We start from the raw sequence: 26,658 nt of genomic DNA on the forward strand, positions 1-26,658 counted from the left end.
AAGGAATGAGGATATGTCAAAAGAGATAGTAAAAAAACGTATAGAAGAATTACGTGACTTGTTAAATACATTTAACTATCAATATCACGTATTAGACAATCCTTCTGTTTCTGATGCGGAATATGACCGTAATATGCAGGAGCTTATAAAATTAGAAGCAGAGAACCCAGAGTTTATGAGTGAAGATTCTCCCTCCGTTCGCGTTGGGGGGACTGTTCTTGATATATTTGAAAAAGTAACACATAAGTCACCAATGTTAAGTTTAGGAAATGCATTTAACGAAGGAGATTTACGTGATTTCGACAGAAGAGTACGTCAAGGAATTGATGGTGCGAATGTAAGATATATATGTGAATTAAAAATTGACGGGCTTGCCGTTTCGCTTCATTATGAAAAAGGACGCTTCATTCAAGGGGCGACACGTGGTGATGGTGTAACAGGTGAAGATATTACTCAAAATTTAAAAACGATTAAAGCTATCCCACTTCGTTTAAATGAAGAAGTAACGTTAGAAGCAAGAGGCGAAGCTTATATGCCGAAGCGTTCATTCGTTAAACTAAATGAAGAAAAAGAGCAAAATGGAGAAGATGTATTTGCGAATCCGCGTAATGCAGCAGCAGGTTCAATACGTCAACTTGATCCGAAAATTGCAGCGAAGCGTAACTTATCTATGTTTGTGTATGGTCTTGCGAATGTAGAAGAAAAAACAATTTCATCACATAGTGAATCGCTGGATTTCTTAGGTGAACTTGGATTTAAGACAAATCCAAATCGCCGTACATGTGAAACAATTGAAGAAGTTATAGCTTATGTAGAAGAATGGCAAGAAAAACGTCCGCATCTTGATTATGAGATTGATGGAATCGTTATAAAAGTAGATGATGTTGCTCTTCAAGAAAGTCTAGGAACTACAGCGAAGAGTCCAAGGTGGGCGATTGCTTATAAATTTCCGGCTGAAGAAGTTGTAACGAGATTAACAGGCATTGAATTAAGTGTTGGCCGAACAGGGGTTGTAACACCGACTGCAGAACTAGAGCCAGTGAGAGTTGCTGGTACGATTGTTCGTCGTGCTTCTTTACATAACGAAGATTTAATTCGTGAAAAAGACATTCGAATTGGTGACTACGTTGTTGTGAAGAAGGCTGGAGATATTATTCCTGAAGTTGTGAACGTTATTTTTGATAAGCGTACTGGTGAGGAAGAAGAATACCGCATGCCAACTCATTGTCCAGCATGTGAGAGTGAACTTGTTCGTTTAGAAGAAGAAGTAGCACTTCGTTGTATAAATCCAACTTGTCCTGCTCAAATTCGAGAAGGGTTAATCCATTTCGTTTCAAGAAATGCAATGAATATTGATGGACTTGGAGAACGTGTCATTACACAACTCTTTGATGCTGATTACATTCGTACATTTGCTGATTTATATGCATTGACGAAAGAGCAATTATTACAGTTAGAACGTTTTGGTGAAAAATCAGCAACAAACTTAATACAAGCAATTGAAAATTCTAAAGAAAACTCGTTAGAGCGATTATTATTTGGTCTTGGAATTCGCCACGTTGGAGCGAAAGCAGCACGTACATTTGCAGAGCACTTTGAAACGATGGATGAGCTTGTAAAAGCAACGGAAGAAGAACTAAAAGCAATTAATGAAATTGGCGAAAAAATGGCTCAATCTGTTGTGACATATTTTGATAATGAAGATGTATTAGAGTTATTACAGCAGTTTAAAGAGTATGGCGTGAATATGACATACAAAGGTATAAAAATTGCAGATTTACAAAATGTTGAATCTTACTTCGCAGGAAAAACGGTTGTTTTAACAGGTAAGCTAGAAGTTATGGGACGAAGTGAAGCGAAGAAGAAGATTGAGGCATTAGGTGGAAAAGTAACAGGAAGTGTTAGTAAGAGTACGGATTTAGTTGTTGCAGGTGAAGCAGCTGGTTCGAAATTAGCACAAGCGGAGAAACATAATGTTGAGGTTTGGAATGAAGAGAGGTTCTTACAAGAGCTAAATAAGTAAGAGGTGCAAACTTACCATGAAAAAAATAGCATTAGCGGTATTAAGCCTTGGCCTACTTGTAAGTGGGTGTAGTGCAGGTGCCGACAAAGATGAAAAAGTGGCTGGGAAATCGGGGAAAGCAAAAGAACAATCAGTTGTTCCAAAATACGCTATTTCGGATGAATATTATAAGACGACTATTCCATTTGATGGTGGAAAGGCACGTGGTTTAGTGGTGCAAGGGTTAAATAGTCGCCTTGATATAGATGAATTTGAAACAGGATTAATGCGAATTGCAAAAGAATCATTTAGTACGAAAGATAATTTTTTAAAAGGCGGAAAAGCTCTAGATACTCAAACTATACAGATGCTTGTTAAAAGAAAACGTACAGATGCTGAACAAAAGGAACTAGAGGAAAAATTAAAAAAAGATGCAGTTAAATTTCCAAATATAGGATTAAATCCTGCGTTAGGAACAGGATCCGAATCACTAGAAGTGAAAAATAAAAAAAATCCAATATATATTTCAAATATTTTAGAGCATGATTATTATGTGAAAAAAGGCGATAACGGCGAGGAACGTGTTGGTATGGTAGTTGGATTAGCGATGAATTCTGTTCAATATTTTAACGAAGAGCATGGTTACCCACGTGAAGCTGCAATCCCAGATGAAAAGATGTTAGCTGAAGGGAAAAAAATGGCGCAAGAAATTTTGAAAGTCATACATCAAAAAGAACCTGAAACAAAAAATATTCCGATAACATTTGCGATTTATCGCCAAGCTCCAAAGTCTTCGCTCGTGCCAGGTAATTTTGTTTCTTATGCAAATGTCGAAAAAGGTAGTGAAACGGTTGAAGATTGGAAACAAATTAATGAAAAATATTATTTGTTCCCATCAGAGCAAGCGAAAACAGATAATAAACGTGAAGATCTTGCAAGAGTATCCAACTTTAAGGCAAAACTAAGCGATTATTTCCAAGGCGACTATACAGCTGTTATTGGTACTGGTATGTATAGAGATGATGAATTAAGAGAAATGAAGCTTGATATTCCTGTCCAGTTTAATGGAAAAGCGGAAATAGTTGGTTTTACACAATATGTGGCAGGGCTTGTTATGGAATACTTCCCGAATTATATGAAAGTACAAGTAACGATTAAATCTGTAGAACGCCCAGAAGCTATTATTATACGTGAAGCAAAACAAGATGAACCACTTGTGAAAATTTTAGATTAAATATGAAGGCTGTTCCTCTATGGAACAGCTTTTTTTCTTATGTAATTTTGTTATAATTTAAAATGTTGTAAAAAATAGGGGTGAGGGGTAAAGCTCATGGAAGAATTAAGTTTTCAAGTCATTATTTTATTAATTGCATTCGGTTTTTTAGCAGCTTTTATTGATTCCGTTGTTGGAGGAGGAGGGTTAATTTCGCTTCCTGCACTTATGTTTGTTGGCCTATCGCCAGCTTCGGCAATTGCAACGAATAAATTAGCGGCAACAATGGGGACGTTTACGAGTGCGATGTATTTCATTCGATCAGGAAAAGTTGATTTTAAAATTGTAGGAAAGTTAATCCCGTTAACTATTGTTGGAGCTGTTGCAGGTGCTTTAGTAGTAAAATTTATTCCATCGGATATTTTACGCCCATTAGTACTTGTAATGTTGGTATTTATTGCTATTTATATTATTGCAAAAAAGAATTGGGGAAGTGTGTCTACCTATAAGAAGATGACGCAAAGAAAAACATTAATATTTTTCTTTGCTATTTTAATGATAGGATTTTATGATGGGTTTTTTGGACCAGGGACAGGGTCGTTTTTAATTTTTGCATTTTTATTAATTGGCTTGGATTTTATTCAAGCGGCAGCATCTGGAAAACTTTTGAACTTTGTTAGTAATATTGTATCTTTAATTACTTTTTTATTCTTAGACATAATTCATTTTGAATACGGTATTATCATGGGATTATCAATGATCTTAGGTGCTTATTTTGGATCGAAGTTTGCGGTTCAAAAAGGTGTTGGATATGTAAGGACTTTATTTTTATTAGTTACTATATTATTGATCGGGAAAAATGTTTTGGAATATACTCATATTTTGTAGATTCATACGCATGTATGAATCTCTTTTTTTTATTATATTTTAAAAATTTATTAATTTTTAAAATATAAGTCTAGGAATATTTGAATAAATCTAAATTATCGTGTAGAATAATGTTGTAAAATGTAAACGTTTTTCTAAGGGGAGGCTAAAAAAAATGGTAGTAGCATACAAACATGAGCCATTTACAGATTTTTCAGTGGAGGCTAACAAATTAGCGTTTGAAGAAGGTTTAAAGAAAGTAGAATCTTATCTTGGACAAGACTATCCATTAATTATTGGGGGAGAAAAAATCACTACAGAAGACAAAATTGTTTCTGTAAACCCTGCAAATAAAGAAGAACTTGTTGGTCGTGTTTCAAAAGCAAGCCGTGAGTTAGCTGAAAAAGCAATGCAAGTAGCGGATGAAACATTCCAAACTTGGAGAAAATCAAAGCCAGAAATGCGTGCAGACATTTTATTCCGTGCTGCAGCAATCGTTCGTCGCAGAAAACATGAATTCTCTGCTATTCTTGTAAAAGAAGCAGGTAAGCCATGGAATGAGGCAGATGCTGATACAGCAGAAGCAATCGACTTTATGGAATATTATGGTCGTCAAATGTTAAAATTAAAAGACGGTATTCCAGTAGAAAGCCGTCCAATTGAATATAATCGTTTCTCTTACATTCCATTAGGAGTAGGTGTTATCATTTCTCCTTGGAACTTCCCATTCGCAATTATGGCAGGTATGACAACAGCTGCTTTAGTTTCTGGTAACACAGTATTACTAAAACCAGCTAGTACAACTCCTGTAGTAGCGGCGAAATTTATGGAAGTATTAGAAGAAGCTGGCTTACCAGCTGGTGTAGTAAACTTCGTTCCAGGTAACGGTTCTGAAGTTGGTGACTACTTAGTAGATCATCCTCGTACACGTTTCGTAAGCTTCACGGGATCTCGTGATGTAGGTATCCGCATCTATGAGCGTGCAGCGAAAGTAAACCCAGGACAAATTTGGTTAAAACGCGTTATCGCTGAAATGGGCGGTAAAGACACAATCGTTGTTGATAAAGAAGCAGATCTTGAATTAGCAGCTAAGTCTATCGTTGCATCAGCATTCGGATTCTCAGGACAAAAATGTTCTGCATGTTCTCGTGCAGTAATCCATGAAGATGTATACGATCACGTATTAAATCGTGCTGTTGAATTAACAAAAGAATTAACAGTTGCTAACCCAGCAGTATTAGGTACAAACATGGGTCCTGTTAATGACCAAGCTGCATTTGATAAAGTAATGAGCTATGTTGCAATTGGTAAAGAAGAAGGTAGAATCTTAGCAGGTGGCGAAGGAGACGATTCTAAAGGCTGGTTCATCCAACCAACAATCGTTGCTGACGTTGCAGAAGATGCTCGCTTAATGAAAGAAGAAATCTTCGGACCGGTAGTAGCATTCTGTAAAGCGAAAGACTTCGATCATGCACTTGCAATTGCAAACAATACGGAATACGGTTTAACAGGTGCTGTTATTACTAACAACCGTGACCATATTGAAAAAGCACGCGAAGACTTCCACGTTGGTAACTTATACTTCAACCGTGGATGTACTGGTGCAATCGTAGGTTACCAACCATTCGGTGGCTTTAACATGTCTGGTACAGACTCTAAAGCTGGTGGACCTGATTACTTAGCACTTCACATGCAAGCAAAAACTACTTCTGAAACTTTATAAGAAATAGTAGAGGAGCTCTTCACAGAATGTGAAGAGCTCCTTTTAAAATTGAAACCCCATATATTACCGTCGTTCGAAGAGAATGAGCTAAAACCTATTAATAGCGTGATAAACATGTGAACAGAAATAAAATGATGAGAAAAGTTGACTTATTAGTCATATTTTTTAGTATTCATTTTGAGAATTTCCTGTATAATACAATTTGAAAGAAAATCTATGGTTCGACAAGGAACACTCCTTTCAGTTTTGCTCACTGAAAGGAGTGTTTTTTTATGTAGCTAAAAATTCTTGCGTGCTTATTACATTTGCATATACGCCATTTAAACTAGCTAAAATTGTATTGTGAATATAAACAGCTGGTATAGTAGCGTTCTTAAAAGAAAGGTCTTTTGTAGCACAAGCGTCATGTATAACGGTACATTGAAAGCCAAAATCGAATGTAGCCCTTACTGTTGCATCGATACACATATGAGTCATCATCCCGCATACAACGACATGTTCAATATTTAAACGTTTTAATTGCTCTAGAAGATTAGTTTCTCGGAAGCTATTTGGATAATGTTTGACTATAACTGTTTCTTCTCTAAGTGGACGTACGCTTTCATGAATATGTACACCTTCTGTATTAGGTAGGAAAAAAGTAGCGTCATCTTTTATAGCTACGTGTTGGATATGAAAAATAGGTTCGCTGTTTGTTCTAAATTGTTGTAATAACTGATTAGCATATTCGCTTGCTTCTACTGGATTACGCAATTCCATCTTTCCATTTGGAAAATAATCGTTTTGAATATCGACGAGTAAAAGAGCTGTTTTCATATATTTATCTTCCTCCGAGTTTCATATTCAAATAAATTTATTCAATTCGTAGAGAGGATTCTCCTGTTTAAAAATATGAGGAAGAAGAATTTTAAATAACCTTGAAAGTTACTAATTTTCAGATGAATATTCATCTGAAAATTTTAATAAAGGAATAATTAATATTTTTCTAAAAAATGTATTGACTCTTATTATTCTGAGTTCTATAATGAGAATTAATTAAACGACAATTAAATCGATACATTCTTATCCAGAGAGGTGGAGGGACTGGCCCTACGATACCTCAGCAACGGGTTTTTTTAATACCGTGCTAACTCCAGCAAGCCATATAAAGGCTTGGAAGATGAGAAGATGTGAACGAGTACATATAAGTGCTCTCCTTCTTATCTTTATGGTTGATAAGAAGGAGGGCACTTTTTATTTTACCTCGAAAGCTCTGCTTCAAGTTTTTACAGCATATAGGAGGGAAAAAAATGATTTCTTTTACCAATGTAAGTAAAGTGTATGAATCAGCTGGCCAATCTGTTCATGCGGTGGAGGATGTAACATTATCAGTTGAGAAAGGCGAAATTTTTGGCATTATCGGTTTTAGTGGCGCTGGAAAGAGTACGTTATTACGCTTAGTAAATATGTTAGAGAGACCGACGGCAGGAACGATTTCAATAGATGATAAAGATATTACATCATTATCGACGAAAGAATTGCGTAAACTAAGACAAAGAATCGGAATGATTTTTCAAAGTTTTAATTTATTTAATTCAAGAACAGTATTTGGAAATATTGCTTATCCATTAAAGTTAGCGAAAGTACCAAAGAATGAGATAAAAGAAAGAGTAAATGAACTGCTGAAGTTTGTAGGGTTAGAAGATAAAGCAAACTATTATCCAGAGCAGCTATCAGGTGGGCAAAAGCAGCGTGTGGGCATTGCTAGAGCACTTGCGACATCGCCAGATATTCTTATATGTGATGAGGCAACATCAGCCTTAGATCCAGAAACGACGACAGAAATTCTAAACTTATTAAAGAAAGTAAATCGAGAATACAATTTAACAATTCTTCTTATTACACATGAAATGCATGTTGTGAAAGAAATTTGTCACCGTGTAGCTGTAATGGAGAAGGGGAAAGTTATTGAAGAAGGAAAACTGTTTGATGTTTTCACGCAACCAAAAACAAAGACGACTCAAAACTTTGTACGTTCTGTCATTAATGATCATTTACCGGAAAGTGTTCTAGCGAAAATTCAAAATGGTGGTCAAATTTATCGTCTAACATTTACTGGTGAGGAGACAGGACAGCCGGTACTATCATATATCGCAAAAAACTATAACGTCGATGTAAATGTACTGTACGGAAATATTATTGAACTTCAAAATGTGCTATTTGGAAATCTTCTTGTAGAGTTGCAAGGTGAGCAGAGGGAAATTCAAAAAGCATTACAACATCTAAGACTGCAAGTGCAGCTGAAGGAGGTAGAAGCTCATGCGAGTTGATTGGAGTATATTTTGGCCGCGCATACTAGATGCGACGGGGGATACCCTCTTAATGGTAATTGTAACCCTTATATTCGCTACAATTCTGGGTATACCTCTAGGTTTACTTTTATATGTAACGAGAAAAGGAAACTTTTTAGAAAATAAATGGGTCTTTTCTATTCTTAACATCATAATTAATACAATTCGTCCGGTACCATTCATTATCTTTTTAGTAGCCTTAAGTCCACTAACAAGAAGTGTTATCGGAACGACGATTGGAACAGCAGCGGCAATTTTCCCGATGACGTTAGTCGCATCAATTGGTATTGCTAGAATGGTTGAAACAAACCTTGTTTCCGTTCCGAAAGGAGTAATTGAAGCAGCGCAAGCAATGGGCGCCTCACCAATTAGAATTGTTTTTGAAATCCTTGTACCAGAAGCGTTAGCACCATTAATCTTAGGTGTCACATTTATGACAGTTGGTTTAATTGAATTCTCTGCAGTTGCTGGGCTTGTCGGTGGTGGCGGTCTTGGTGACTTGGCAATGACATATGGTTATCAACGTTTTGATACATCAGTTATGTTCGTAACGGTCGTGTTACTTATCATTCTCGTACAGATAGCTCAAAATTTAGGAAACTACTTTGCGAAAGTCTTGTTACGCAGATCATAAAAAGGAAGAGAGGAAAAGAAAATGAAGAAAATTTTAGCATTTGCATTATCAGCGATTGTAGGAGTCTCAGCATTAAGCGGCTGCTCAAGTGGAGACACGGGTGCAGGAGCGAAAGAAAAAGTAGTTCGCGTCGGTGTAACTGGAACGGATGGAGACGCTTGGGAAATTTTGAAGAAAAAAGCTGAAAAAGAAGGGATTAAGATTAAACTGGTCGAGTTCTCTGATTACACAACGCCAAATAAAGCGTTAGCTGATGGAGATATTGAATTAAACTCATTCCAGCATATTGCTTTCTTAGAGCAATTTAAAAAAGAGCATAAGTTAGATATTACAGCTGTTGGTACAACGCAAATTGCGCCAATGGGTTTATACTCTGAAAAATATAAGAAAGCAAATGAAATCCCAGATGGTTCAGAAATTGCAATTCCAAACGATCCAACGAACCAAGCACGGGCATTAAAACTTCTTGATGCAGCTGGATTATTAAAGCTTAAAAAAGACTTTGGTCTATTTGGAGATCCAAGTGGTATTGCTGAAAATCCGAAGAAATTAAAAATTACACCGGTTATCGCACAGCAAACACCTCGTGTGTTAAAAGATGTAGCGGCATCAGTTATTAATAACGGTGTTGCTGGTCAAGCTGGATTAGATCCAGCGAAGGATCCTATTTTCTTAGAAGATCCAAAGAATGAAAATGCAAAGCCATATATTAATATTTTTGCAGCTCGTAAGAAAGATAAAGATGATCCAACATTGAAAAAAGTAATTGAACTATATCATTCAAAAGAAGTAACAGACGCAATTAAGAAAGAAACAAATGATGGTTCCATTTCAGTAGATCTTTCACTTGATGAGCTTGAAAAAATCGTAAAATAATCATTGGGTTTAATGGACTAACAGAAGGAACCCCTCCGCTGTTAGTTCGTTCAACATATAAACTTAACAAACAAACCCTAATTCTGTACCTTCCAATTTTGTATAACATAGAATCCAATGTTTGTTAAGTAGAGTGATAGACCAGGAATTTTCCTGGTCTTTTTTTATGAATGAAAGTAGCTAGCGAACAGTAAGGTGATCCAAATTATAATGGGATAAGAAAATAAGCTGAAAAGGAGTGTAATTACGAATTGCTTTGGATGAATTAAGTGTTTTTTTGATAAAAAAAAGAAAATAGAAAAGAGAGTAATGAAAAATGCTGATATTACGCCGGGGTTATAAGAGCGATAAATGAAAAACAAAATAATATGTTGAACAGAGTTGAAGAAGATGGCCCCTTGTATAAAAATAATCCAGCATATAGAAGACAAGAAGTTAAGTTGATATAGAAAGACGATAAGTAATACAAAGATTGTTAATACGGAAATGGCGATGAAAAATTGTTGGCTAGTTATAAGACGGATTGAAAATTGATTAGCAAGGTATTGTGGCATTTGGAAAGCTTCTTCAAGGTTATGAATGAAAAATAATAAGGGAATGATCCAGAATATAGTAGTGGAATGTTTTTTCATCAATTTACATCACTCCAATAAAGTATAGAAAGCCTAAAAAAAGGCCCTCTATACAGAGATGGTTATTCAATTATGATATTTTTTAAATTAACTTCATGATGCTCTCGTTCTTTCAGATAAGCAGCTAGTTCCTCTTGTAAAATATTTAATATTTGCTTAGCTGATTGTTGGATTGGATTAGGTAGCTCTTCTAATATATGCATCCCGACTTTTACTTTTGTACGAATTACCCTTCGTAGTAATTCCTCATGCATGTACTACACCTCCAAACCGAATATTTAGTACATCTTCTTCAAATTTTGCTCCTTGAATAGAAAGGTGTGTTAATGTTTTTGGTAACGTGATGTTCCGTTTAACAGAACCCGCTCGAATAATAAGTTCATCACCTTTTTGATTTAAGGAAAGTTCACTTTTGTTTGAGAAGGGAATGGACAGAACGAAAATATACTCATCGCCATCCTTTTTTACATATTGAGTGCGCCCGTTAAATTTTACTTCTGTAGGGGAATGATCAGTTTTAAATAAAGAATCTCCTACACGTTCTAACATAGACAAACCAACAACTTCTTGTTCAAACATTGGAGCTTCGTAAATAGGAAGGGGTTGAAAACTATCTTTAATTAATGTTTTATATTTCTTCTGTGTATCTTTCCATGCCTGAAAATAAGGATCGGTGACAGTGTTAGGGATGACGCGGTTAATCATAATGGCATCTACGTTATAATCGTATAAATTCAAATAAGTAAAGCTGCGCTGGGCTTCTTTAATGACCATTTTTTCAGGATTTACAACGATGCGGATACTTGTTACTTCTCGATTTGATAAAATATCTCTCATTTCTCCGAGCTGTTCAAGTGTACTTGTTAATTCGTCCATAATATCGTCGGTTGGAAGAGGGACACCAAGGAGTGGTTGAGCTACAGGACGAACGACTTTTAAAACTTTTCTTTTAATAGGAAATAATTTTTCCATCCACCAGCCGAGCATGTCTGGAAAGCTTAGCATTGCTAATGTTTCTCCTGTAGGGGCACAATCAATAATGATAACATCATATGTGTCTTGCTTATAATAATCGAGTACGCGAAGTAGGCTAATTAAATCTTCCATACCGGGAAACATCGTTAATTCTTCTGTTGTAATATCATCAGCTGCTTTAGAAGTGAAGAGTAGTGTAATATATTTCTGTAATTTTCCCCAGCCTTTTTCCATTTCATAAATCGTATTAATTTCTTGTGCCCACAAATTTTCACGAATTTCTAGTGGTTCAGAAGATAGCTTTATACCAAATGAATCTCCTAAACTATGAGCAGGATCTGTGCTCATTACTAATGTTTTTAATCCTTGTTTCGCACTTTGAATTGCTGTTGCTGCTGAAATGCTAGTTTTTCCTACGCCGCCTTTACCTGTATACAAGATAATTCTCATCATTCATATCCCCTTTGTTTCGAATGTCGAATATTACGAGTGTCGAAGTAAATGGTTGAATAAAAACCCAGATAGGGTTTTATTCAATCGGAATGTTTTTCATTTTAGGTGTAGAAATCTTTTCTTCTGTTTTTTGCTGTGACGTAGCGATGTGATTCATGATTTTTTGGAAGATTTGTAGTAAGAATGCTTTTTCTTCTTCTGATAATGCTTCTGTTACTAAGCTAAAGTAATGGGCCGCATTTTGTTTTACTTCTTGAACGAGCATTACGCCGTTTTCTGTTAACCGAATTAATACAATACGTCGGTCATTTTCATCACGGTAGCGTTCAATATATCCCTTTTTTACAAGGCGATTTACAACGCCCGTTGTTGTACTCATCGGTATATCAAGAAGATCAGCAATTTTCGTCATTGTAATATCTGTATTTCGTTCCATCCAAAGTAAACAAAATACTTCTGTTTTAGAAAGTGTTAAATCTAGGCTTACCCATTCTTCAGGATAGAAAAGTTTCTTGGCGTTATCTAGCAGTAAGTCTAAAAAATGTTCATATTGCAACAATTAATTCCACTCCCGTATATTTCGAGGTTCGTAATATTTATTTTTATTTTATGTAGAATAGAAATAATTGTCAATGATTTTAATTGTTTTTTCAGATTAGGCAGAAAACTTTCTTTAAAATAGTATTCTTTTATGATAGATTTATAAATATAAAACGAGAATTTACATAAAAATCCATCATGGTAAATATACTTATCTATAATGGGTATGCAGCTAACGAGGGGGAGAACGATGAGAAGACGTAATACGCAAGCGTTCACGTTTTTAGCATGGACTTCATTTGTTTGTGCGATTTCAGGTATGCTAATTGGGATTTATACGTTAGATGAAACGCTTAGTGTAAAAGGATACTATTTAATTGGAACATTATTTTTAACGATGTCTTGTTTTGTATTACAAAAAACAATTCGTGATAATGAAGAAGATAACGAGAGATTTCCGAAAAATAAACCGTTAGATAAAGAGTAAATTGTAAAGAAAGGCATTTGCCTTTCTTTTTTTATGTAAAAATGGCGTAAGTACTCTGTGTTGACTTGCTTGAAGTACTGAAAATTTGGTATCATCAATAGTATTGTAGATTGAACGATATATTATGGAGGTGGCCTAGCCGTGTCAAGAATTTCCGTTGAGAATGTAAAGCACGTAGCACATTTAGCACGTCTTGCAATTACTGATCAAGAAGCAGAAAAATTTCAAAAACAACTAGATGCAATTGTTACATTTGCAGAACAGTTAAATGAATTAGATACAACAGATGTAAAACCAACAACTCATGTATTAACTATGAAAAATGTTATGCGTGAAGATGTACCAGAAAAAGGTTTACCAGTCGAAGAAGTATTAAAAAATGCACCGGATCACAAAGATAATCAAATCCGTGTTCCAGCAGTATTAGAATAGAGGAGGGGAATTTCGATGTCATTATTTGATCATTCAGTATCAGAGTTACATAAGAAGTTAAACAACAAAGAAATTTCCGTTACGGATTTAGTAGAAGAATCTTACAAACGTATTGCGGATGTTGAAGATAACGTAAAAGCTTTTCTTACATTAGATGAAGAAAATGCACGCGCAAAAGCGAAAGAATTAGATGCAAAAATCGGCGCTGAAGATAATGGTTTATTATTCGGTATGCCAATTGGTGTAAAAGATAACATTGTAACTAACGGTCTTCGTACAACTTGTGCGAGCAAAATGTTAGCAAACTTCGATCCAATTTATGATGCGACAGTTGTGCAAAAGCTAAAAGCTGCTGACACAATTACAATCGGTAAATTAAACATGGACGAGTTCGCAATGGGTTCTTCAAATGAAAACTCAGGATTCTACGCTACGAAAAACCCATGGAACTTAGATTACGTTCCGGGCGGATCTAGTGGTGGTTCTGCAGCAGCTGTAGCAGCAGGAGAAGTACTATTCTCTCTAGGTTCTGATACGGGTGGTTCTATCCGTCAGCCAGCTGCATATTGCGGTGTTGTAGGTTTAAAACCAACTTATGGACGCGTATCTCGTTACGGATTAGTAGCATTCGCATCTTCACTTGACCAAATCGGACCGATTACACGTACAGTAGAAGACAATGCATACTTATTACAAGCTATTTCAGGTATTGACCGCATGGATGCAACTTCTGCAAACGTTGAAGTTGGAAACTATTTAGCTGGTTTAACAGGCGATGTTAAAGGTTTACGCATTGCTGTACCGAAAGAATACTTAGGCGAAGGTGTTGGCGAAGAAGCTCGTGAGTCAGTACTAGCTGCTTTAAAAGTATTAGAAGGTATGGGCGCAACTTGGGAGGAAGTATCGCTTCCACACTCTAAATACGCTCTAGCAACGTATTACTTACTATCTTCTTCTGAAGCATCTGCGAACCTTTCACGCTTTGATGGCGTGCGTTACGGTGTTCGTTCTGATAATGTAAATAACTTATTAGATCTTTACAAAAACACACGTAGTGAAGGTTTCGGTGATGAAGTTAAACGTCGTATTATGCTTGGTACATTTGCGCTTAGCTCTGGTTACTATGATGCATATTACAAGAAAGCACAACAAGTACGTACATTAATTAAAAACGACTTTGAAAATGTATTTGCTAACTATGATGTTATTATTGGACCAACAACGCCAACTCCGGCATTTAAAGTGGGCGAAAAAGTTGATGATCCAATGACAATGTATGCAAATGACATTTTAACAATCCCAGTAAACTTAGCGGGTGTTCCAGCGATTTCTGTTCCATGTGGATTCGGTGCTAACAACATGCCACTTGGTCTACAAATCATTGGTAAACACTTCGATGAAGCGACAATTTACCGCGTTGCACATGCGTTTGAGCAAGCAACAGACTATCATACAAAAAAAGCAAGTCTGTAAGGAGGCGAGCATAGATGAATTTAGAAACAATTATTGGTTTAGAGGTTCACGTTGAGTTAAAAACAAATTCGAAAATTTTCTCTGCGAGTCCAACAGAATTCGGAGCGGAGCCAAATACACAAACAAGTGTAATTGACTTAGGATACCCAGGGGTACTTCCTACTTTAAATAAAGAAGCAGTTAACTTTGCAATGAAAGCTGCAATGGCATTAAACTGTGAAATCGCAACGGAAACGAAGTTTGACCGTAAAAACTATTTCTATCCAGATAACCCGAAAGCTTACCAAATCTCTCAATTTGATAAGCCAATTGGTGAAAATGGTTGGATTGAAATCGAAGTAGACGGTAAAAAGAAACGTATCGGTATTACACGTCTTCATTTAGAAGAAGATGCTGGTAAATCAACGCATACAGCTGATGGTTCATTAGTAGACTACAACCGTCAAGGTATGCCTTTAATCGAGATCGTATCTGAGCCAGATATGCGTACGCCAGAAGAAGCATATGCATACTTAGAGAAGTTAAAATCAATCATTCAATACACTGGTGTATCTGATTGTAAGATGGAAGAAGGTTCCTTACGTTGTGATGCGAACATTTCCCTTCGTCCAGTTGGACAAGAGAAGTTCGGTACAAAAGCGGAACTGAAAAACTTAAACTCATTCACTTACGTACAAAAAGGTCTTGAGCATGAGCAAGTGCGCCAAGAAAAAGAACTGTTATCTGGTGGCATCATCCAACAAGAAACACGTCGTTATGATGAAGCAACAAAGAAAACAATCTTAATGCGTGTGAAAGAAGGATCTGACGATTACCGTTACTTCCCGGAGCCAGACTTAGTTGAACTTTACATCGATGATGAGTGGAAAGAAGCAGTTCGAGCTTCTATTCCAGAACTTCCAGATGCACGTAAAGCTCGCTACGTTGCAGAATTAGGCTTACCAGCTTATGATGCACACGTGTTAACATTAACGAAAGAGATGTCTGATTTCTTTGAAGCAACTGTTGCAGACGGTGCTGATGCGAAATTAACATCGAACTGGTTAATGGGTGAAGTACTTGCATACTTAAACAAACAACAAAAAGAATTAAAAGACGTTGCATTAACGCCTGCTGGTTTATCTAAAATGGTTCAATTAATTGAAAAAGGTACAATTTCTTCTAAAATCGCGAAGAAAGTATTTAACGAATTAATTGAAAAAGGTGGAGACCCAGAAGAAATCGTTAAAGCGAAAGGTCTTGTTCAAATTTCTGACGAGGGTACACTTCGTAAAGTTGTAACAGAAATTCTTGATAATAATGAGCAATCTATCGAAGACTTTAAAAACGGTAAAGACCGTGCAATTGGCTTCTTAGTTGGTCAAATTATGAAAGCTACAAAAGGACAAGCAAATCCACCACTTGTTAACAAAATCTTACTTGAAGAGATTAATAAGCGATAATAGTAGTGACTTTTAAAGATTAAGCAGAAAAACACCCGTACATGGGTGTTTTTCTAGGTTAATCAAACGTTTGTTTAAATGAGACAAAATCGTTTAAACAAACGTTTGATTAACTGTCAAAAGTGGAAAAATGTTTGTATAGCAACTATGGTATGATAGTTGCAAAAAGGTGGGAATAATGATAAATCTAAACATAGAGGTTTTTTTCATCTCATGAAATAATAGATAGTTATTATTCGTTATATGTAAATTTTTATGGAAGAATGGATAGAAATAAAGTGAAACTTTAATCAGTAGGAGGTTCATCCACCATTGATTATTAGCCCTCACCAATCGGGCATTTACTGCCCGCAAATAGCGGGATAAATTTTGAAGTCAAATAAAAAACCATTGAAATGAATATTTACTTTTGATGGACTACACGAATCGGGTTCTTACTGCCTGTTTGAGCGGGATAAAAGAAGGATAGCAAGATGAGAGGAGGTAGGCATGGGAATACTGAATAGAAGTTCAGTATGTTCTTTTTCGATACATAAAGAAATTTCCTGTGCTAATAAATGATGAAGCGAGCAAGAATTATTTATAATCCTACTTCGGGGCGTGAGCTATTTAAGAAGAGCTTACCAGAAGTATTACAAAAATTAGAACAAGCTGGCTATGAGACATCTTGTCATGCGACAACGGGTCCTGGAGACGCTACTGTGGCGGCGAGGCAAGCTGCGGATCGTAAGTTTGATGTTGTTATTGCGGCTGGTGGCGACGGTACATTAAATGAAGTAGTAAACGGTTTAGTTGGGCATGAATTCCGTCCGAAATTTGGAATTATTCCAGTTGGAACGACAAATGACTTTGCACGTGCAATTGGTGTACCTCGTTCTATTGAAGAGGCAGCAGATATTATTTGCGAAGGAAAAACAGTGCCATTAGACCTTGGTAGAGCGAACGATACATATTTTATTAACATCGCTGGTGGCGGTCGTATTACAGAATTAACATACGAAGTACCGAGTAAGTTAAAGACAGTATTAGGACAACTTGCTTATTACCTAAAAGGTATCGAGATGTTACCATCATTGCATCCGACATATGTTGAAATTGAGTATGATGGAAAGTTACTACAAGAAGAAATTACGATGTTTTTAATTACGAATACCCGTTCAGTAGGTGGATTTGAAAAGGTAGCACCGTATGCATCTATTAACGATGGGTTATTTGACCTATTAGTACTGAAAAAAGGTTCTATCGCTGATTTAATTAAAGCAGCAACACAAGCACAACGTGGTGAACATATTAATAATCCAAAAGTGTTATATACACAAGCGAACCGAATTAAAGTACATTCACCAGATAAACTAATGATTAATTTAGATGGTGAGTATGGTGGAGATGCACCGATGGAATTCGAAAATATATATCATTGTTTAGAACTATTTGTTCCTGAACATCAAGAGGATGCCCTGTAAAGGCATCCTTTTTACTTTGTTAAAATGAATTGTAAATTGGGAGTTAGTTTGATTTTTATGGTATTTTTACAATTCTTTTATTTTACATCCATACTTTATTGATACACTGGAAGAGATAAGAAATGAGAGGTAGGGTGCTATGGAGAAGGTAAAGGCGATATTATTTGATAAAGATGGGACATTAATGGATTTTCATTCAATATGGATAAAAGTAGCTGAAGAACTTGTAGCTGAATGTATAAGTTTATATCATTTACCAAGTACAATGCGGCAGACCTTATTAGAAGAGATTGGTGTAGAGGGAGCATTTGTTAATCCGAGGAGTGCAATAGCTGCTGGAACAAGCCTTGATGTAGCGAAGGGGCTTTGTAATTATATTGAGTCTGCTAGAGAAGAAGAGATGCATCATTGGGTAAGTGAGAAGTTATTTTCCCTTATGTATGAGCATCGTTCGCATATGAAAATGACAGCAGATTTACCGAAAGTGTTACAGGCATTAAAAGATAAAGGATTTATATTAGGGGTTGTCACGGCGGATGATTTCGCACCAACAGAATTATTTTTAAAACAATATAAGTTGGAGAACTTTTTTGATTATATTATAGCCTCGGATACATTCCCTGCGCAAAAACCAGATAAAAAGATTATAGAAGTGTTTTGTGAAAAATTTAATTTAGCATCATGTGAGGTTGCGGTTGTTGGAGATACGCCAACTGATTTACATTTAGCCAAAAATGGCGATTGCTATGCAATTGGGGTGCTATCTGGTACGGGAGACCGTCCAACATTAGAACCACTTGCTGATTTAGTGTTAGATTCTGTTGGAGAGTTTATTTCTCAATCGGGTGAGTTTTTCTGGGAGAAAGAAAAGTCTAATGTGTAAGGAAAATAAGTCTATAAAGACTCTTAATGAGTCTTTATAGACTTATTTTTTATGCCTGGATACAAAGAATATAGGATAAATGCTAGAAAAGAAAGTTGGCATACATTTTGCAATAAAAAGAGAAAACAATGTAAAGAAAAGGATGGGGTACGCAATGAACACAAAAAAATTTGCTAAAGTAAATGAACAAATTCCAGGACCGAAAGCGGCATCTTTATTAGAACGCCGTCAAAATATAGTACCAAAAGGAGTAAGTAACGGCATCCCAACGTTTGTACAATCTGCAAATGGTGCTCTTGTAACAGATGTTGATGGTAATCAGTACATTGATTTTGCAGGAGCAATCGGGACAATTAACGTAGGGCATTGTCATCCAGCGGTTAAAGAAGCGCTCCATAAACAAGTCGATCAATACATTCATACTGGATTTAATGTCATGATGTATGAGCCATATATTGAATTAGCGGAAAAGCTTGCGGCATTGGCACCAGGAAGTTTCGATAAGCAAGTCCTCTTTTTAAATAGTGGTGCAGAAGCAGTTGAGAACGCGGTGAAGATCGCTCGTAAATATACGAAGAGACCTGGTATTATCGCATTTTCTAAAGGTTTCCACGGGCGTACATTAATGACAATGACGATGACAAGTAAAGTGAAGCCATATAAATTTGGGTTTGGTCCCTTTGCTCCAGAAGTATATAAAGCGCCATTTCCATACGAATACCGTCGCCCAGAGGGATTAACGGAAGAGCAATATGATGATTTTATTATTGAAGAGTTTAAGAACTTCTTCATATCGGAAGTAGCACCAGAAACAATTGCAGCTGTTGTAATGGAGCCTGTTCAAGGGGAAGGTGGATTTATCGTCCCAAGTAAGAAATTTGTTCAAGAAGTACGCCGCATTTGTTCAGAGAACGGCATCTTATTTGTAGCGGATGAAATACAAACAGGCTTTAGTCGTACAGGAAAATATTTTGCAATTGATCACTATAATGTCGTTCCAGATTTAATTACAGTGTCTAAATCATTAGGTGCTGGTGTACCGATAAGTGGTGTCATTGGACGTAAAGAAATTATGAATGAGTCTGCACCAGGTGAACTTGGTGGAACGTATGCAGGAAGTCCATTAGGATGTGCGGCTGCATTAGCTGTTCTCGATGTAATAGAAAATGAGAAATTAAATGATAGAGCGATAGAATTAGGAAAAGTCGTAATGAACCGATTCGAAGAGATGAAAAATAAATATCATTGCATCGGCGATGTGCGTGGGTTAGGTGCAATGTGTGCATTTGAGGTCGTTCAAGATCGTAAGACGAAAGCACCTGACAAAACGTTAACGGCTAATCTATGTGCAGAGGCAAATAAGCGTGGGTTACTGTTATTATCAGCAGGAACATATGGAAATGTTATCCGTGTGTTAATGCCTTTAGTTATTACAGATGAGCAACTTGAAGAAGGTTTAACAATAATTGAAGAATCATTGCAAGCTTGTTATGAGCAAACAAACATCGCTCGCGTTTAAAAAATGAAGTATAAATAGCAAACATTCTAGCTGACTCTATATTAAATGCAGAAAATTCACTTTATAATAAAGGTAGTGAAGTGGATCGATGGATTTGAAGTTAGGGGTGGCTAGGATGGTTGCAGAAAAGGAACGAGTGTTAATGGATTTAAAAGATGTATTTGAATATGCGTTTGACGAAATTTTTGTTACAGATGAGCAAGGGATCGTTGTGCGTGTAAATAGTACATGTGAAAGGCACTACCAACTAGCTGCCGAAGAGTTAGTTGGTAAGCATGTAAAAGAACTACAAAAGGATGGAATCTTTTATCCATCAGCGACATTAGAAGTGATTGAAAAAAAGAGGCCAATTGAACTCGTTCAAACTACAAAATCAGGAGAGTATTTACACGTTCGTACAAGGCCTGTTTTTGATGATGAGGGAAATTTAAGAAGAGTGATTAGTTATTCTCGGGACCTTACTGAACTCTATCAATTACGTCAAAAGGTAGAGGAAATGGATAATCAGCTAAAAACATATAAAAAAGAATTAAGAGAAACATATGAGCATGAAGGACTTATTTTTAAAAGTCTAGCTATGCAAAAAATAGTCGATACAATCAAAAAAGTATCTGTAGTGGATAGTACTGTTCTCGTTTTAGGCGAGACTGGAGTTGGGAAAAGTCGATTAGTACGCCATTTACATGAAGTGAGTCACCGTAAGAATGAAAGTTTCTATGAAATTAATTGTGCGGCATTGCCAACTAATTTAATTGAATCAGAGCTTTTTGGATATTCAGGTGGATCTTTTACAGGTGCGAATCGTGAAGGGAAAAAGGGACTATTAGAATCCGCGCATAAAGGAACTCTTTTTTTAGATGAAATCGGTGAAATGCCGCTTGAAATTCAAGCGAAGCTTTTGCAAGTATTGCAAGAAAAAACATTTCGTCCTATAGGCGGAAGAGAATTAAAAAAAGTGGATGTCCGAATTGTGGCGGCAACAAATAGAGATTTAAGCGAGATGGTGAAACAAGGAACATTTCGGAAAGATTTATACTATCGTTTGAATGTCATTCCAATTGCAATTCCCCCGCTTAGGGAAAGAACAGAAGATATTTTGCCGCTTATTTATCATTACTTGCAGCATTTTAATAAAAAATACGGACGTGATGTGAAACTAGCGCCGAGTACGTTACAAATGTTTGTTGGATATCCGTGGGAAGGAAACAATAGAGAAATAGAGAATGTAATTGAGAGAATTGTTATTACTGTCGATGATGTTGTAACGGTAGAGGATTTGCCACTCTCTATGCAAGAGGCTGCAGTTGAACAATCGGGGCAAAGCCTTTATAAAATGCTGGAAGAGGTAGAGAGAAATATTATTCTTAAAGCGTATAAAACGTATGGATCAAGTTATAAAGTAGCTGAGTTTTTGCAAATTAGTCAATCTGCTGCTACTAGGAAAATTAAGAAGTTCATAGAGGAGGAAGAAAACATTGGATAAAAAGGCGACTTTCGTAAGTATAGATAAAAAGGCGATGTATATAAATGGTGAGTGGATTACACTACAAGAACAAATTGAAGTAAATAATCCTGCGACGAAGGAAATATTTGCAACTGTACCAAAGGGCGGAGTAACAGAGGCAAAGCAAGCTGTTGATGCTGCACATGAAGCTTTTAAAACGTGGTCTAAGTTAACGGCAGCAGATCGTGCCACGAAGTTAAAAAAGTGGTTCATGCTTATTGATAAAAATAAAGAAGAAATCGCAGCGATTATGACGAAGGAACAAGGAAAGCCGTTTGCAGAAGCGCTTGGTGAAGTAAATTATGCAAATAGTTTTGTTGAATGGTATGCAGAAGAGGGGAAACGTGTATATGGTGAAATGATTCCTGCTTCTCATCCGAATAAGCGCATTTTAGTTATGAAGCAACCAGTTGGCGTTATGGCAGCTATTACACCTTGGAACTTCCCGGCAGCGATGATTACGAGAAAGGTAGCACCAGCGCTTGCAGCAGGCTGTACAGCCGTTGTGAAACCGGCGAGTCAAACGCCATTAACTGCATTGAAATTAGCTGAATTAGCTCATGAAGCAGATATTCCAAAGGGCGTAATCAATATCGTAACAGGTAGTGCAAAAGCAATTGCTGATACATGGATGGAAGATAGTCGCGTTCGAAAAGTGTCCTTTACAGGGTCAACGGAAATCGGGAAAGAGTTAATGGCTAGTGCTGCACAAACGATGAAAAAAGTTTCGCTTGAGTTAGGTGGCCACGCTCCATTTATCGTAATGAATGATGCAGATTTAGATAAAGCAGTAGAAGCGGTAATTGGTTCGAAATTCCGTAACGCAGGACAAACGTGTATATGTACAAACCGAGTATTCGTTCAAGAAGAAGTATACGAAGTATTTGTAGAGAAGTTCCAAAAGGCAGTAGGGCAGTTGAAAGTAGGAGACGGTTTCGGTGACGGAACGACTGTTGGGCCACTTATTGATGAGAATGCAGTTTCAAAAGTACAAGAACATATTGAAGATGCTATTCAAAAAGGTGGAACAGTTTTATATGGTGGTCAAAAGGTCGCAGAGTTAGAGGGACATTTCATTCAACCGACTGTAATTGGGGTGGCAAATGATACGATGCTTTGTATGAATGAAGAAACATTTGGGCCAGTGGCACCAGTTGCGAAATTCAAAACAGTTGATGAAGTAATCGAACGTGCAAATAATACACCATACGGTTTAGCTGCGTATATTTTCACGAAAGACATTAGCCAAGCATTCCAAATTAGTGAAGCGTTAGAGTACGGTATTATCGGTCTAAACGACGGTCTTCCATCAGTTGCACAAGCACCATTCGGTGGATTTAAAGAAAGTGGTATCGGCCGTGAAGGAGGCCATTTCGGCATCGAGGAATATTTAGAAATTAAATATATTTCATTGGGACTATAAGTAGTATACTAGAATCTCTATAAGGTAACAGAGAAGGAGATTCTAGTATGGTATATTGGCTATTATTACTTGTTACAATTATTTTTGAAGTAGCTGGAACAATTGCGATGAAACTATCAAATGGTTTAACAAAGCTCGTTCCAAGTGTACTGATTTTCGTGTTTTATGGAATTTGTTTCAGCGTGTTCGCCATCGTTGTGAAAAAGATCCATTTAAGTATTGCTTATGCTATTTGGTCTGGCGTTGGAACATTACTTATTACAATCATTAGTGTGTACTTTTTTAAAGAGCATATTAGTTTATTTCAAGCATTTTGTATTCTTTTTATTGTTTTGGGTGTCATTGGGCTTAAGGTTTCATCGGCATCATGAAAGCTATCTTTTGTAGAAGATAGCTTTTTTCTATTTGTGCAGTTAGCAATTAATACGACAAAATATGACAAGAAAGCGTAAAGCATTTTGTTATGATACATATGAAATATTGTCTTATGTGGAGGAAAGAGTATGTTAAAAAGGTGAGTCAAATTGTTTTAATTTTTGGCATAGCTTTTAGTTTAAGTGCTTGCACTGAGACTAAAGATAGTAATGAAAGTAAACAAGAAGATGTTCAAGATAAAGTGTATAAAATAGGGGAGACAGTAGACGTAGATGGTTTGCAAGTAACTATCGATTCAGTTAAATTAGGATATACGGATTATGATGAGGATAAAAAGAAAGAGGAGATTTTGGGGATTATTTTCAAAGTAGAAAATAATAGTAAAAAGGAAATACCTTTTGCATTTTATGAATTTGAGATTACCGATAAGAAAGGTACAAGATTTAAAGAATATAATAACCCTGATAGCTTTATTAGTAAAAAGTTAGCACCAGAAGAAAAAATTCAAGATATCATGCTATTTGACGTAGCGAAAGAAAATACGTATATCGCTACGTATAGACCAGAGTTTACGCGTGAAAATAGAACAATAAAATTTGAATTGAAACCAAATAAATAAAGAAACACATTGGATTATCCAATGTGTTTCTTTATGGTAATAAATTTAAAACGCCCAGTTACCTTTACGGAAGATAGGCTCATGTCTGCCATCAGCAGTAATACCGTCAATATCAAGCTCAGCTGATCCAATCATGAAGTCGTTGTGTGTAATACTAGCGTTTGCGCCGTTTTCAGCAAGTTCTTCTTTAGACATTGTTTTTCCGCCAACTAAGTTAAATGCGTAAGCATTTCCAATCGCAAGGTGGCAAGATGCATTTTCGTCAAATAGTGTATTGTAGAATAAAACATTTGTGTTTGAAATTGGTGAGTCATGAGGTACTAAAGCTACTTCCCCTAAGAAGTGAGAACCTTCATCTGTTTCTACTAAATGTTTTAAAGCTTCTTCACCAGCTTCAGCTTTATAGTCTACGATACGTCCGTTTTCAAATGTTAACGTGAAATTATCGATAATATTACCTGCAAATACTAACGGTTTTGTACTAGAAACTTGGCCGTTTACACCTGTTTTAAGTGGCATTGTAAATACTTCTTCAGTTGGAATATTAGCCATAAATGGTACGTTCTTTTCATTTAAGCTACCAGCACCAGCCCATACATGTTTTTCTGGAAGTTCGATTGTTAAATCTGTTCCAGGACCTGTATAGTGAAGAGCTTTATAATGCTTTTCGTTTAAGTAATCCACTTTTGTATGTAATGTTTCATCATGTTCTTTCCATGCTTCTACAGGATTTTCTAAATCAGCACGAGTAGCTTTGAAAATAGCATCCCATAACTTGGCTTCTTGTTCTTCTGGCGCTACGTCAGGGAATACTTTCGCAGCCCATTCTTTCGTAGGAACAGAAATGACACACCAGCTTACTTTATCTGCTTGTACGTAATCACGGTATACTTTCATTGCTTCTCCAGCTACTTTATGAGCTGTTGCGATACGCGATGGTTCTACACCTTTTAATAAATCAGGGTTTTCTGCATAGATAGACATAAATGCAGCGCCTTCTTTTGCTAATTCTTCACGAGCATGTGCTTTCCAAGATGGAAATTCAGCGAAAGCTTCTTCAGGAGCTAGATCGAATTTTAAGCGTGTTAACGTCTCATCATTCCAATCTACATATACGTGTTTTGCACCAGATTTATATGCTTTTTCTGTAACGAGGCGTACAAATTGTACAGCTTCAAGAGGTGCACTAATTGATAAAGTTTGTCCAGGTTGAATATTAACACCAACATTAACTGCAAGAGCAGCATATTTCTCTAACGTTTGTTCAAATGACATATGTATAATCTCCTTTAATTTGAAAGATTTCTTACTATATATAATACAAGAAAATTCTAAAAATATATATAAATATAAAGTAAAAAGAGAGCTCAAAATGTGTTGAGCCCTTATATTTACTTAATTGAAGAAGCAAACTGCTCTACAGTCGTTGTATGGTGTATACGAACGCGCTTCATCTTTAACAATTCATCAGGTTCACCCTTCGTAATGAATTGCCCAGGCTTTGTCGTCGTCGCAAATTGATAATACTTCTTCGTTTCTGCAACAACCTTATCATCTACATGACCGAATGGATAAGCAATCGCGATAACAGGCTTACCTGTTATTTTTTCTAGCTTTTCTTTTGAACCTTTTAACTCTTCCTCATAGTTTGTAATTTTCGGTAAATCTGCATGTGTTGCAGTATGAGATTGCACCGAGAAAATGCCGGAATCAACCATTTCTTTTATTTCAGAAGTAGACAATGCTCCTTCTACATCAACGTTATCAACAATCATATATTCTGTTGCTGCCGGTTTAAAAGTATCATCTTTTAGCTTTTGTAAAATGCGAAATGCATTCATATTATTTTTCATACCGTCATCAAATGTAACGAAAATCGGTTTATTTACTTTATTTATATCGCCCCAGCGTTCAAACGTTAAAAGCGTATAACCATTGTCCTTTAAATGTTTCATTTGTGCTTCAAAGTTAGCTGGTGATACGAATAAGTCTTTAATGCCTTGACCATGATAATCATCAATTGCGTGATACATAAGAACAGGAACCTTTTGTTCGAAAGTAATAGTAGATTTCGTAAGCGGGATTGTTTTCCCATCTTCTTTCATTCCTGTTGCTTCAATTTGGAACTCACCGCGTTTTCCTTCAAATTCCTTTATATCAAAAGGAAGTGTGAATTGTTTCTCTTTTTCTTTAGAAGAAAAAGATTTAGCACTTTCCTTGCCATCAGCTGTGCGCCAAATTTTATATTGTACTTCATTTAAAGAATCTTTTATGTCTGTAATATGAATACTTGTGTTTGTAGATTCGTGTGTAACTGAATTATATGAGATTTTACCTTGTTCTTGCACAGTCTCTTCTTGTTTCTTAATCCCTTGAGCCGTTTTCTCTTTTTTAGGTTCTGGACTTACATTGTTAGTATTACAGCCTGCTAGAATGGCAGACGTACATAAAGCAATTGCTGCGTATTTTCTCATAAAAATCACCTTCTATTGTGTAGTATGTTGCATATTTATATTAAAATCCCCACCGCTATAAGAGTGGTGGGGATATACCCTTGTTCATCATATCATTTGAAGAAAATGAGGGGAATATGATTTTTAGGAGGTTATTAATGTAATAGATTAGTGACTTTGAATAGATGTGTTTTTTTGTTTCTTATTAGAATTAATAATAATATAACCGACTACAAAGATAAGAGGAATAATGAAGACATAGATAGGCATTCCCCATACATAATAGCTTTTCAGGGTTAAGACTAGTAAATGTAAGAAATCGAAAAGGGCGTGAATTTTC

24 protein-coding genes, 1 pseudogene and 1 riboswitch are annotated in these 26,658 nt (G+C 36.2%); of the genes and pseudogenes, 18 read left to right on the plus strand and 7 right to left on the minus strand.

Annotated features, from left to right (window positions below):
* The first annotated feature begins 13 nt into the window (after nucleotides 1-13).
* The 4 genes from ligA to pruA all read left to right on the plus strand — a co-directional run bounded on the left by ligA (nucleotide 14) and on the right by pruA (nucleotide 5,805).
* Nucleotides 14-2,023: an NAD-dependent DNA ligase LigA gene (ligA, locus tag ACXKY9_RS02150; protein WP_000031613.1), complete on the plus strand. Its 2,010-nt coding sequence runs from the start codon at nucleotides 14-16 to the stop codon at nucleotides 2,021-2,023.
* A gap of 16 nt (nucleotides 2,024-2,039) precedes the next feature.
* On the plus strand, nucleotides 2,040-3,236 hold the full coding sequence (locus ACXKY9_RS02155; protein ID WP_000717034.1) for a CamS family sex pheromone protein: 1,197 nt from the start codon (nucleotides 2,040-2,042) through the stop codon (nucleotides 3,234-3,236).
* A gap of 96 nt (nucleotides 3,237-3,332) precedes the next feature.
* Nucleotides 3,333-4,103, plus strand: a complete 771-nt coding sequence (locus tag ACXKY9_RS02160) for a TSUP family transporter (protein ID WP_000391975.1) — start codon at nucleotides 3,333-3,335, stop codon at nucleotides 4,101-4,103.
* Nucleotides 4,104-4,257: 154 nt separating this feature from the next.
* Entirely contained in the window at nucleotides 4,258-5,805 is a 1,548-nt protein-coding gene (gene pruA / locus ACXKY9_RS02165) for an L-glutamate gamma-semialdehyde dehydrogenase (RefSeq protein WP_000259555.1), read from the plus strand.
* A 250-nt stretch (nucleotides 5,806-6,055) separates the two neighbouring features.
* Here pruA and ACXKY9_RS02170 read toward each other — a convergent pair.
* Nucleotides 6,056-6,621, minus strand: a pseudogene (locus ACXKY9_RS02170) (cysteine hydrolase family protein).
* A 243-nt stretch (nucleotides 6,622-6,864) separates the two neighbouring features.
* Nucleotides 6,865-6,971, plus strand: a riboswitch (SAM riboswitch).
* 123 nt (nucleotides 6,972-7,094) lie between these two features.
* Between ACXKY9_RS02170 and ACXKY9_RS02175 the strand changes: the two are divergent.
* The 3 genes from ACXKY9_RS02175 to ACXKY9_RS02185 are packed head-to-tail and all read left to right on the plus strand — an operon-like array spanning nucleotide 7,095 to nucleotide 9,645.
* Complete coding sequence (locus ACXKY9_RS02175; protein ID WP_000623013.1) at nucleotides 7,095-8,114, plus strand: methionine ABC transporter ATP-binding protein; 1,020 nt, start codon at nucleotides 7,095-7,097, stop codon at nucleotides 8,112-8,114.
* Nucleotides 8,104-8,769, plus strand: coding sequence for a methionine ABC transporter permease (locus tag ACXKY9_RS02180; RefSeq protein WP_001261865.1), 666 nt, complete (start codon nucleotides 8,104-8,106; stop codon nucleotides 8,767-8,769). The genes ACXKY9_RS02175 and ACXKY9_RS02180 overlap by 11 nt, the downstream gene beginning before the upstream one ends.
* A gap of 21 nt (nucleotides 8,770-8,790) precedes the next feature.
* The gene (locus tag ACXKY9_RS02185; RefSeq protein ID WP_000721594.1) at nucleotides 8,791-9,645 is read left to right on the plus strand and encodes a MetQ/NlpA family ABC transporter substrate-binding protein; all 855 of its coding nucleotides are present in this window, start codon (nucleotides 8,791-8,793) and stop codon (nucleotides 9,643-9,645) included.
* A 164-nt stretch (nucleotides 9,646-9,809) separates the two neighbouring features.
* On the opposite strand, the gene ACXKY9_RS02190 is transcribed toward ACXKY9_RS02185, so the two are convergent.
* From ACXKY9_RS02190 to ACXKY9_RS02205, 4 genes are all read right to left on the minus strand, one after another.
* On the minus strand, nucleotides 9,810-10,277 hold the full coding sequence (locus ACXKY9_RS02190) for an HXXEE domain-containing protein (RefSeq protein WP_001986283.1): 468 nt from the start codon (nucleotides 10,275-10,277) through the stop codon (nucleotides 9,810-9,812).
* Nucleotides 10,278-10,339: 62 nt separating this feature from the next.
* Nucleotides 10,340-10,531, minus strand: coding sequence for a DUF3926 domain-containing protein (locus tag ACXKY9_RS02195; RefSeq protein ID WP_000544105.1), 192 nt, complete (start codon nucleotides 10,529-10,531; stop codon nucleotides 10,340-10,342).
* Nucleotides 10,524-11,705, minus strand: a complete 1,182-nt coding sequence (locus ACXKY9_RS02200) for an ArsA family ATPase (protein ID WP_002100673.1) — start codon at nucleotides 11,703-11,705, stop codon at nucleotides 10,524-10,526. The genes ACXKY9_RS02195 and ACXKY9_RS02200 overlap by 8 nt, the downstream gene beginning before the upstream one ends.
* A 76-nt stretch (nucleotides 11,706-11,781) precedes the next feature.
* The gene (locus tag ACXKY9_RS02205; protein ID WP_000942481.1) at nucleotides 11,782-12,264 is read right to left on the minus strand and encodes a MarR family winged helix-turn-helix transcriptional regulator; all 483 of its coding nucleotides are present in this window, start codon (nucleotides 12,262-12,264) and stop codon (nucleotides 11,782-11,784) included.
* 231 nt (nucleotides 12,265-12,495) lie between these two features.
* Here ACXKY9_RS02205 and ACXKY9_RS02210 point away from each other — a divergent pair, with 231 nt between their 5' ends.
* The 11 genes from ACXKY9_RS02210 (at nucleotide 12,496) to ACXKY9_RS02260 (ending at nucleotide 23,865) form a co-directional block, all read left to right on the plus strand.
* Nucleotides 12,496-12,732, plus strand: a complete 237-nt coding sequence (locus ACXKY9_RS02210) for a YiaA/YiaB family inner membrane protein (protein WP_001254391.1) — start codon at nucleotides 12,496-12,498, stop codon at nucleotides 12,730-12,732.
* Nucleotides 12,733-12,873: 141 nt separating this feature from the next.
* A complete protein-coding gene (gene gatC / locus ACXKY9_RS02215; protein WP_000086999.1) occupies nucleotides 12,874-13,164 on the plus strand; it encodes an Asp-tRNA(Asn)/Glu-tRNA(Gln) amidotransferase subunit GatC in 291 nt (96 codons plus the stop codon).
* Nucleotides 13,165-13,179: 15 nt separating this feature from the next.
* Nucleotides 13,180-14,637, plus strand: a complete 1,458-nt coding sequence (gatA, locus tag ACXKY9_RS02220) for an Asp-tRNA(Asn)/Glu-tRNA(Gln) amidotransferase subunit GatA (protein WP_000051441.1) — start codon at nucleotides 13,180-13,182, stop codon at nucleotides 14,635-14,637.
* Nucleotides 14,638-14,651: 14 nt separating this feature from the next.
* Entirely contained in the window at nucleotides 14,652-16,079 is a 1,428-nt protein-coding gene (gene gatB, locus ACXKY9_RS02225; RefSeq protein WP_001047685.1) for an Asp-tRNA(Asn)/Glu-tRNA(Gln) amidotransferase subunit GatB, read from the plus strand.
* Nucleotides 16,080-16,636: 557 nt separating this feature from the next.
* Nucleotides 16,637-17,542, plus strand: a complete 906-nt coding sequence (locus ACXKY9_RS02230; protein ID WP_000977679.1) for a diacylglycerol kinase — start codon at nucleotides 16,637-16,639, stop codon at nucleotides 17,540-17,542.
* A 139-nt stretch (nucleotides 17,543-17,681) separates the two neighbouring features.
* A complete protein-coding gene (locus ACXKY9_RS02235; protein ID WP_000416667.1) occupies nucleotides 17,682-18,425 on the plus strand; it encodes an HAD family hydrolase in 744 nt (247 codons plus the stop codon).
* 154 nt (nucleotides 18,426-18,579) lie between these two features.
* Nucleotides 18,580-19,944: a 4-aminobutyrate--2-oxoglutarate transaminase gene (gene gabT, locus ACXKY9_RS02240; protein ID WP_001093008.1), complete on the plus strand. Its 1,365-nt coding sequence runs from the start codon at nucleotides 18,580-18,582 to the stop codon at nucleotides 19,942-19,944.
* Nucleotides 19,945-20,059: 115 nt separating this feature from the next.
* On the plus strand, nucleotides 20,060-21,427 hold the full coding sequence (locus ACXKY9_RS02245; protein WP_000225143.1) for a sigma-54 interaction domain-containing protein: 1,368 nt from the start codon (nucleotides 20,060-20,062) through the stop codon (nucleotides 21,425-21,427).
* On the plus strand, nucleotides 21,420-22,871 hold the full coding sequence (gene gabD / locus ACXKY9_RS02250) for an NADP-dependent succinate-semialdehyde dehydrogenase (RefSeq protein WP_000358128.1): 1,452 nt from the start codon (nucleotides 21,420-21,422) through the stop codon (nucleotides 22,869-22,871). Before ACXKY9_RS02245 ends, gabD begins: the two co-directional genes overlap by 8 nt.
* A gap of 47 nt (nucleotides 22,872-22,918) precedes the next feature.
* Nucleotides 22,919-23,242, plus strand: coding sequence for a DMT family transporter (locus ACXKY9_RS02255; RefSeq protein WP_000263262.1), 324 nt, complete (start codon nucleotides 22,919-22,921; stop codon nucleotides 23,240-23,242).
* Between the two features lie 116 nt (nucleotides 23,243-23,358).
* The gene (locus ACXKY9_RS02260; protein WP_003283018.1) at nucleotides 23,359-23,865 is read left to right on the plus strand and encodes a DUF4352 domain-containing protein; all 507 of its coding nucleotides are present in this window, start codon (nucleotides 23,359-23,361) and stop codon (nucleotides 23,863-23,865) included.
* Between the two features lie 45 nt (nucleotides 23,866-23,910).
* Here the strand turns inward: ACXKY9_RS02260 and ACXKY9_RS02265 are convergent, their stop codons facing one another.
* Entirely contained in the window at nucleotides 23,911-25,140 is a 1,230-nt protein-coding gene (locus ACXKY9_RS02265) for an aminopeptidase (protein WP_000007357.1), read from the minus strand.
* Between the two features lie 116 nt (nucleotides 25,141-25,256).
* Complete coding sequence (locus tag ACXKY9_RS02270) at nucleotides 25,257-26,339, minus strand: polysaccharide deacetylase family protein (protein WP_001233712.1); 1,083 nt, start codon at nucleotides 26,337-26,339, stop codon at nucleotides 25,257-25,259.
* Nucleotides 26,340-26,658 lie beyond the last annotated feature (319 nt).

It is taken from the genome of Bacillus sp. 2175 (assembly GCF_057812155.1).

Excerpts from the sequence above, each read along its gene's own strand:
- ligA (WP_000031613.1), top strand. The coding sequence starts at position 14 with ATGTCAAAAGAGATAGTAAAAAAACGTATAGAAGAATTACGTGACTTG.
- ACXKY9_RS02155 (WP_000717034.1), top strand. The coding sequence starts at position 2,040 with ATGAAAAAAATAGCATTAGCGGTATTAAGCCTTGGCCTACTTGTAAGT.
- ACXKY9_RS02160 (WP_000391975.1), top strand. The coding sequence starts at position 3,333 with ATGGAAGAATTAAGTTTTCAAGTCATTATTTTATTAATTGCATTCGGT.
- pruA (WP_000259555.1), top strand. The coding sequence starts at position 4,258 with ATGGTAGTAGCATACAAACATGAGCCATTTACAGATTTTTCAGTGGAG.
- ACXKY9_RS02175 (WP_000623013.1), top strand. The coding sequence starts at position 7,095 with ATGATTTCTTTTACCAATGTAAGTAAAGTGTATGAATCAGCTGGCCAA.
- ACXKY9_RS02180 (WP_001261865.1), top strand. The coding sequence starts at position 8,104 with ATGCGAGTTGATTGGAGTATATTTTGGCCGCGCATACTAGATGCGACG.
- ACXKY9_RS02185 (WP_000721594.1), top strand. The coding sequence starts at position 8,791 with ATGAAGAAAATTTTAGCATTTGCATTATCAGCGATTGTAGGAGTCTCA.
- ACXKY9_RS02190 (WP_001986283.1), bottom strand. The coding sequence starts at position 10,277 with ATGAAAAAACATTCCACTACTATATTCTGGATCATTCCCTTATTATTT.
- ACXKY9_RS02195 (WP_000544105.1), bottom strand. The coding sequence starts at position 10,531 with ATGCATGAGGAATTACTACGAAGGGTAATTCGTACAAAAGTAAAAGTC.
- ACXKY9_RS02200 (WP_002100673.1), bottom strand. The coding sequence starts at position 11,705 with ATGATGAGAATTATCTTGTATACAGGTAAAGGCGGCGTAGGAAAAACT.
- ACXKY9_RS02210 (WP_001254391.1), top strand. The coding sequence starts at position 12,496 with ATGAGAAGACGTAATACGCAAGCGTTCACGTTTTTAGCATGGACTTCA.
- gatA (WP_000051441.1), top strand. The coding sequence starts at position 13,180 with ATGTCATTATTTGATCATTCAGTATCAGAGTTACATAAGAAGTTAAAC.
- gatB (WP_001047685.1), top strand. The coding sequence starts at position 14,652 with ATGAATTTAGAAACAATTATTGGTTTAGAGGTTCACGTTGAGTTAAAA.
- ACXKY9_RS02230 (WP_000977679.1), top strand. The coding sequence starts at position 16,637 with ATGATGAAGCGAGCAAGAATTATTTATAATCCTACTTCGGGGCGTGAG.
- ACXKY9_RS02235 (WP_000416667.1), top strand. The coding sequence starts at position 17,682 with ATGGAGAAGGTAAAGGCGATATTATTTGATAAAGATGGGACATTAATG.
- gabT (WP_001093008.1), top strand. The coding sequence starts at position 18,580 with ATGAACACAAAAAAATTTGCTAAAGTAAATGAACAAATTCCAGGACCG.
- ACXKY9_RS02245 (WP_000225143.1), top strand. The coding sequence starts at position 20,060 with ATGGTTGCAGAAAAGGAACGAGTGTTAATGGATTTAAAAGATGTATTT.
- ACXKY9_RS02255 (WP_000263262.1), top strand. The coding sequence starts at position 22,919 with ATGGTATATTGGCTATTATTACTTGTTACAATTATTTTTGAAGTAGCT.
- ACXKY9_RS02260 (WP_003283018.1), top strand. The coding sequence starts at position 23,359 with ATGTGGAGGAAAGAGTATGTTAAAAAGGTGAGTCAAATTGTTTTAATT.
- ACXKY9_RS02265 (WP_000007357.1), bottom strand. The coding sequence starts at position 25,140 with ATGTCATTTGAACAAACGTTAGAGAAATATGCTGCTCTTGCAGTTAAT.
- ACXKY9_RS02270 (WP_001233712.1), bottom strand. The coding sequence starts at position 26,339 with ATGAGAAAATACGCAGCAATTGCTTTATGTACGTCTGCCATTCTAGCA.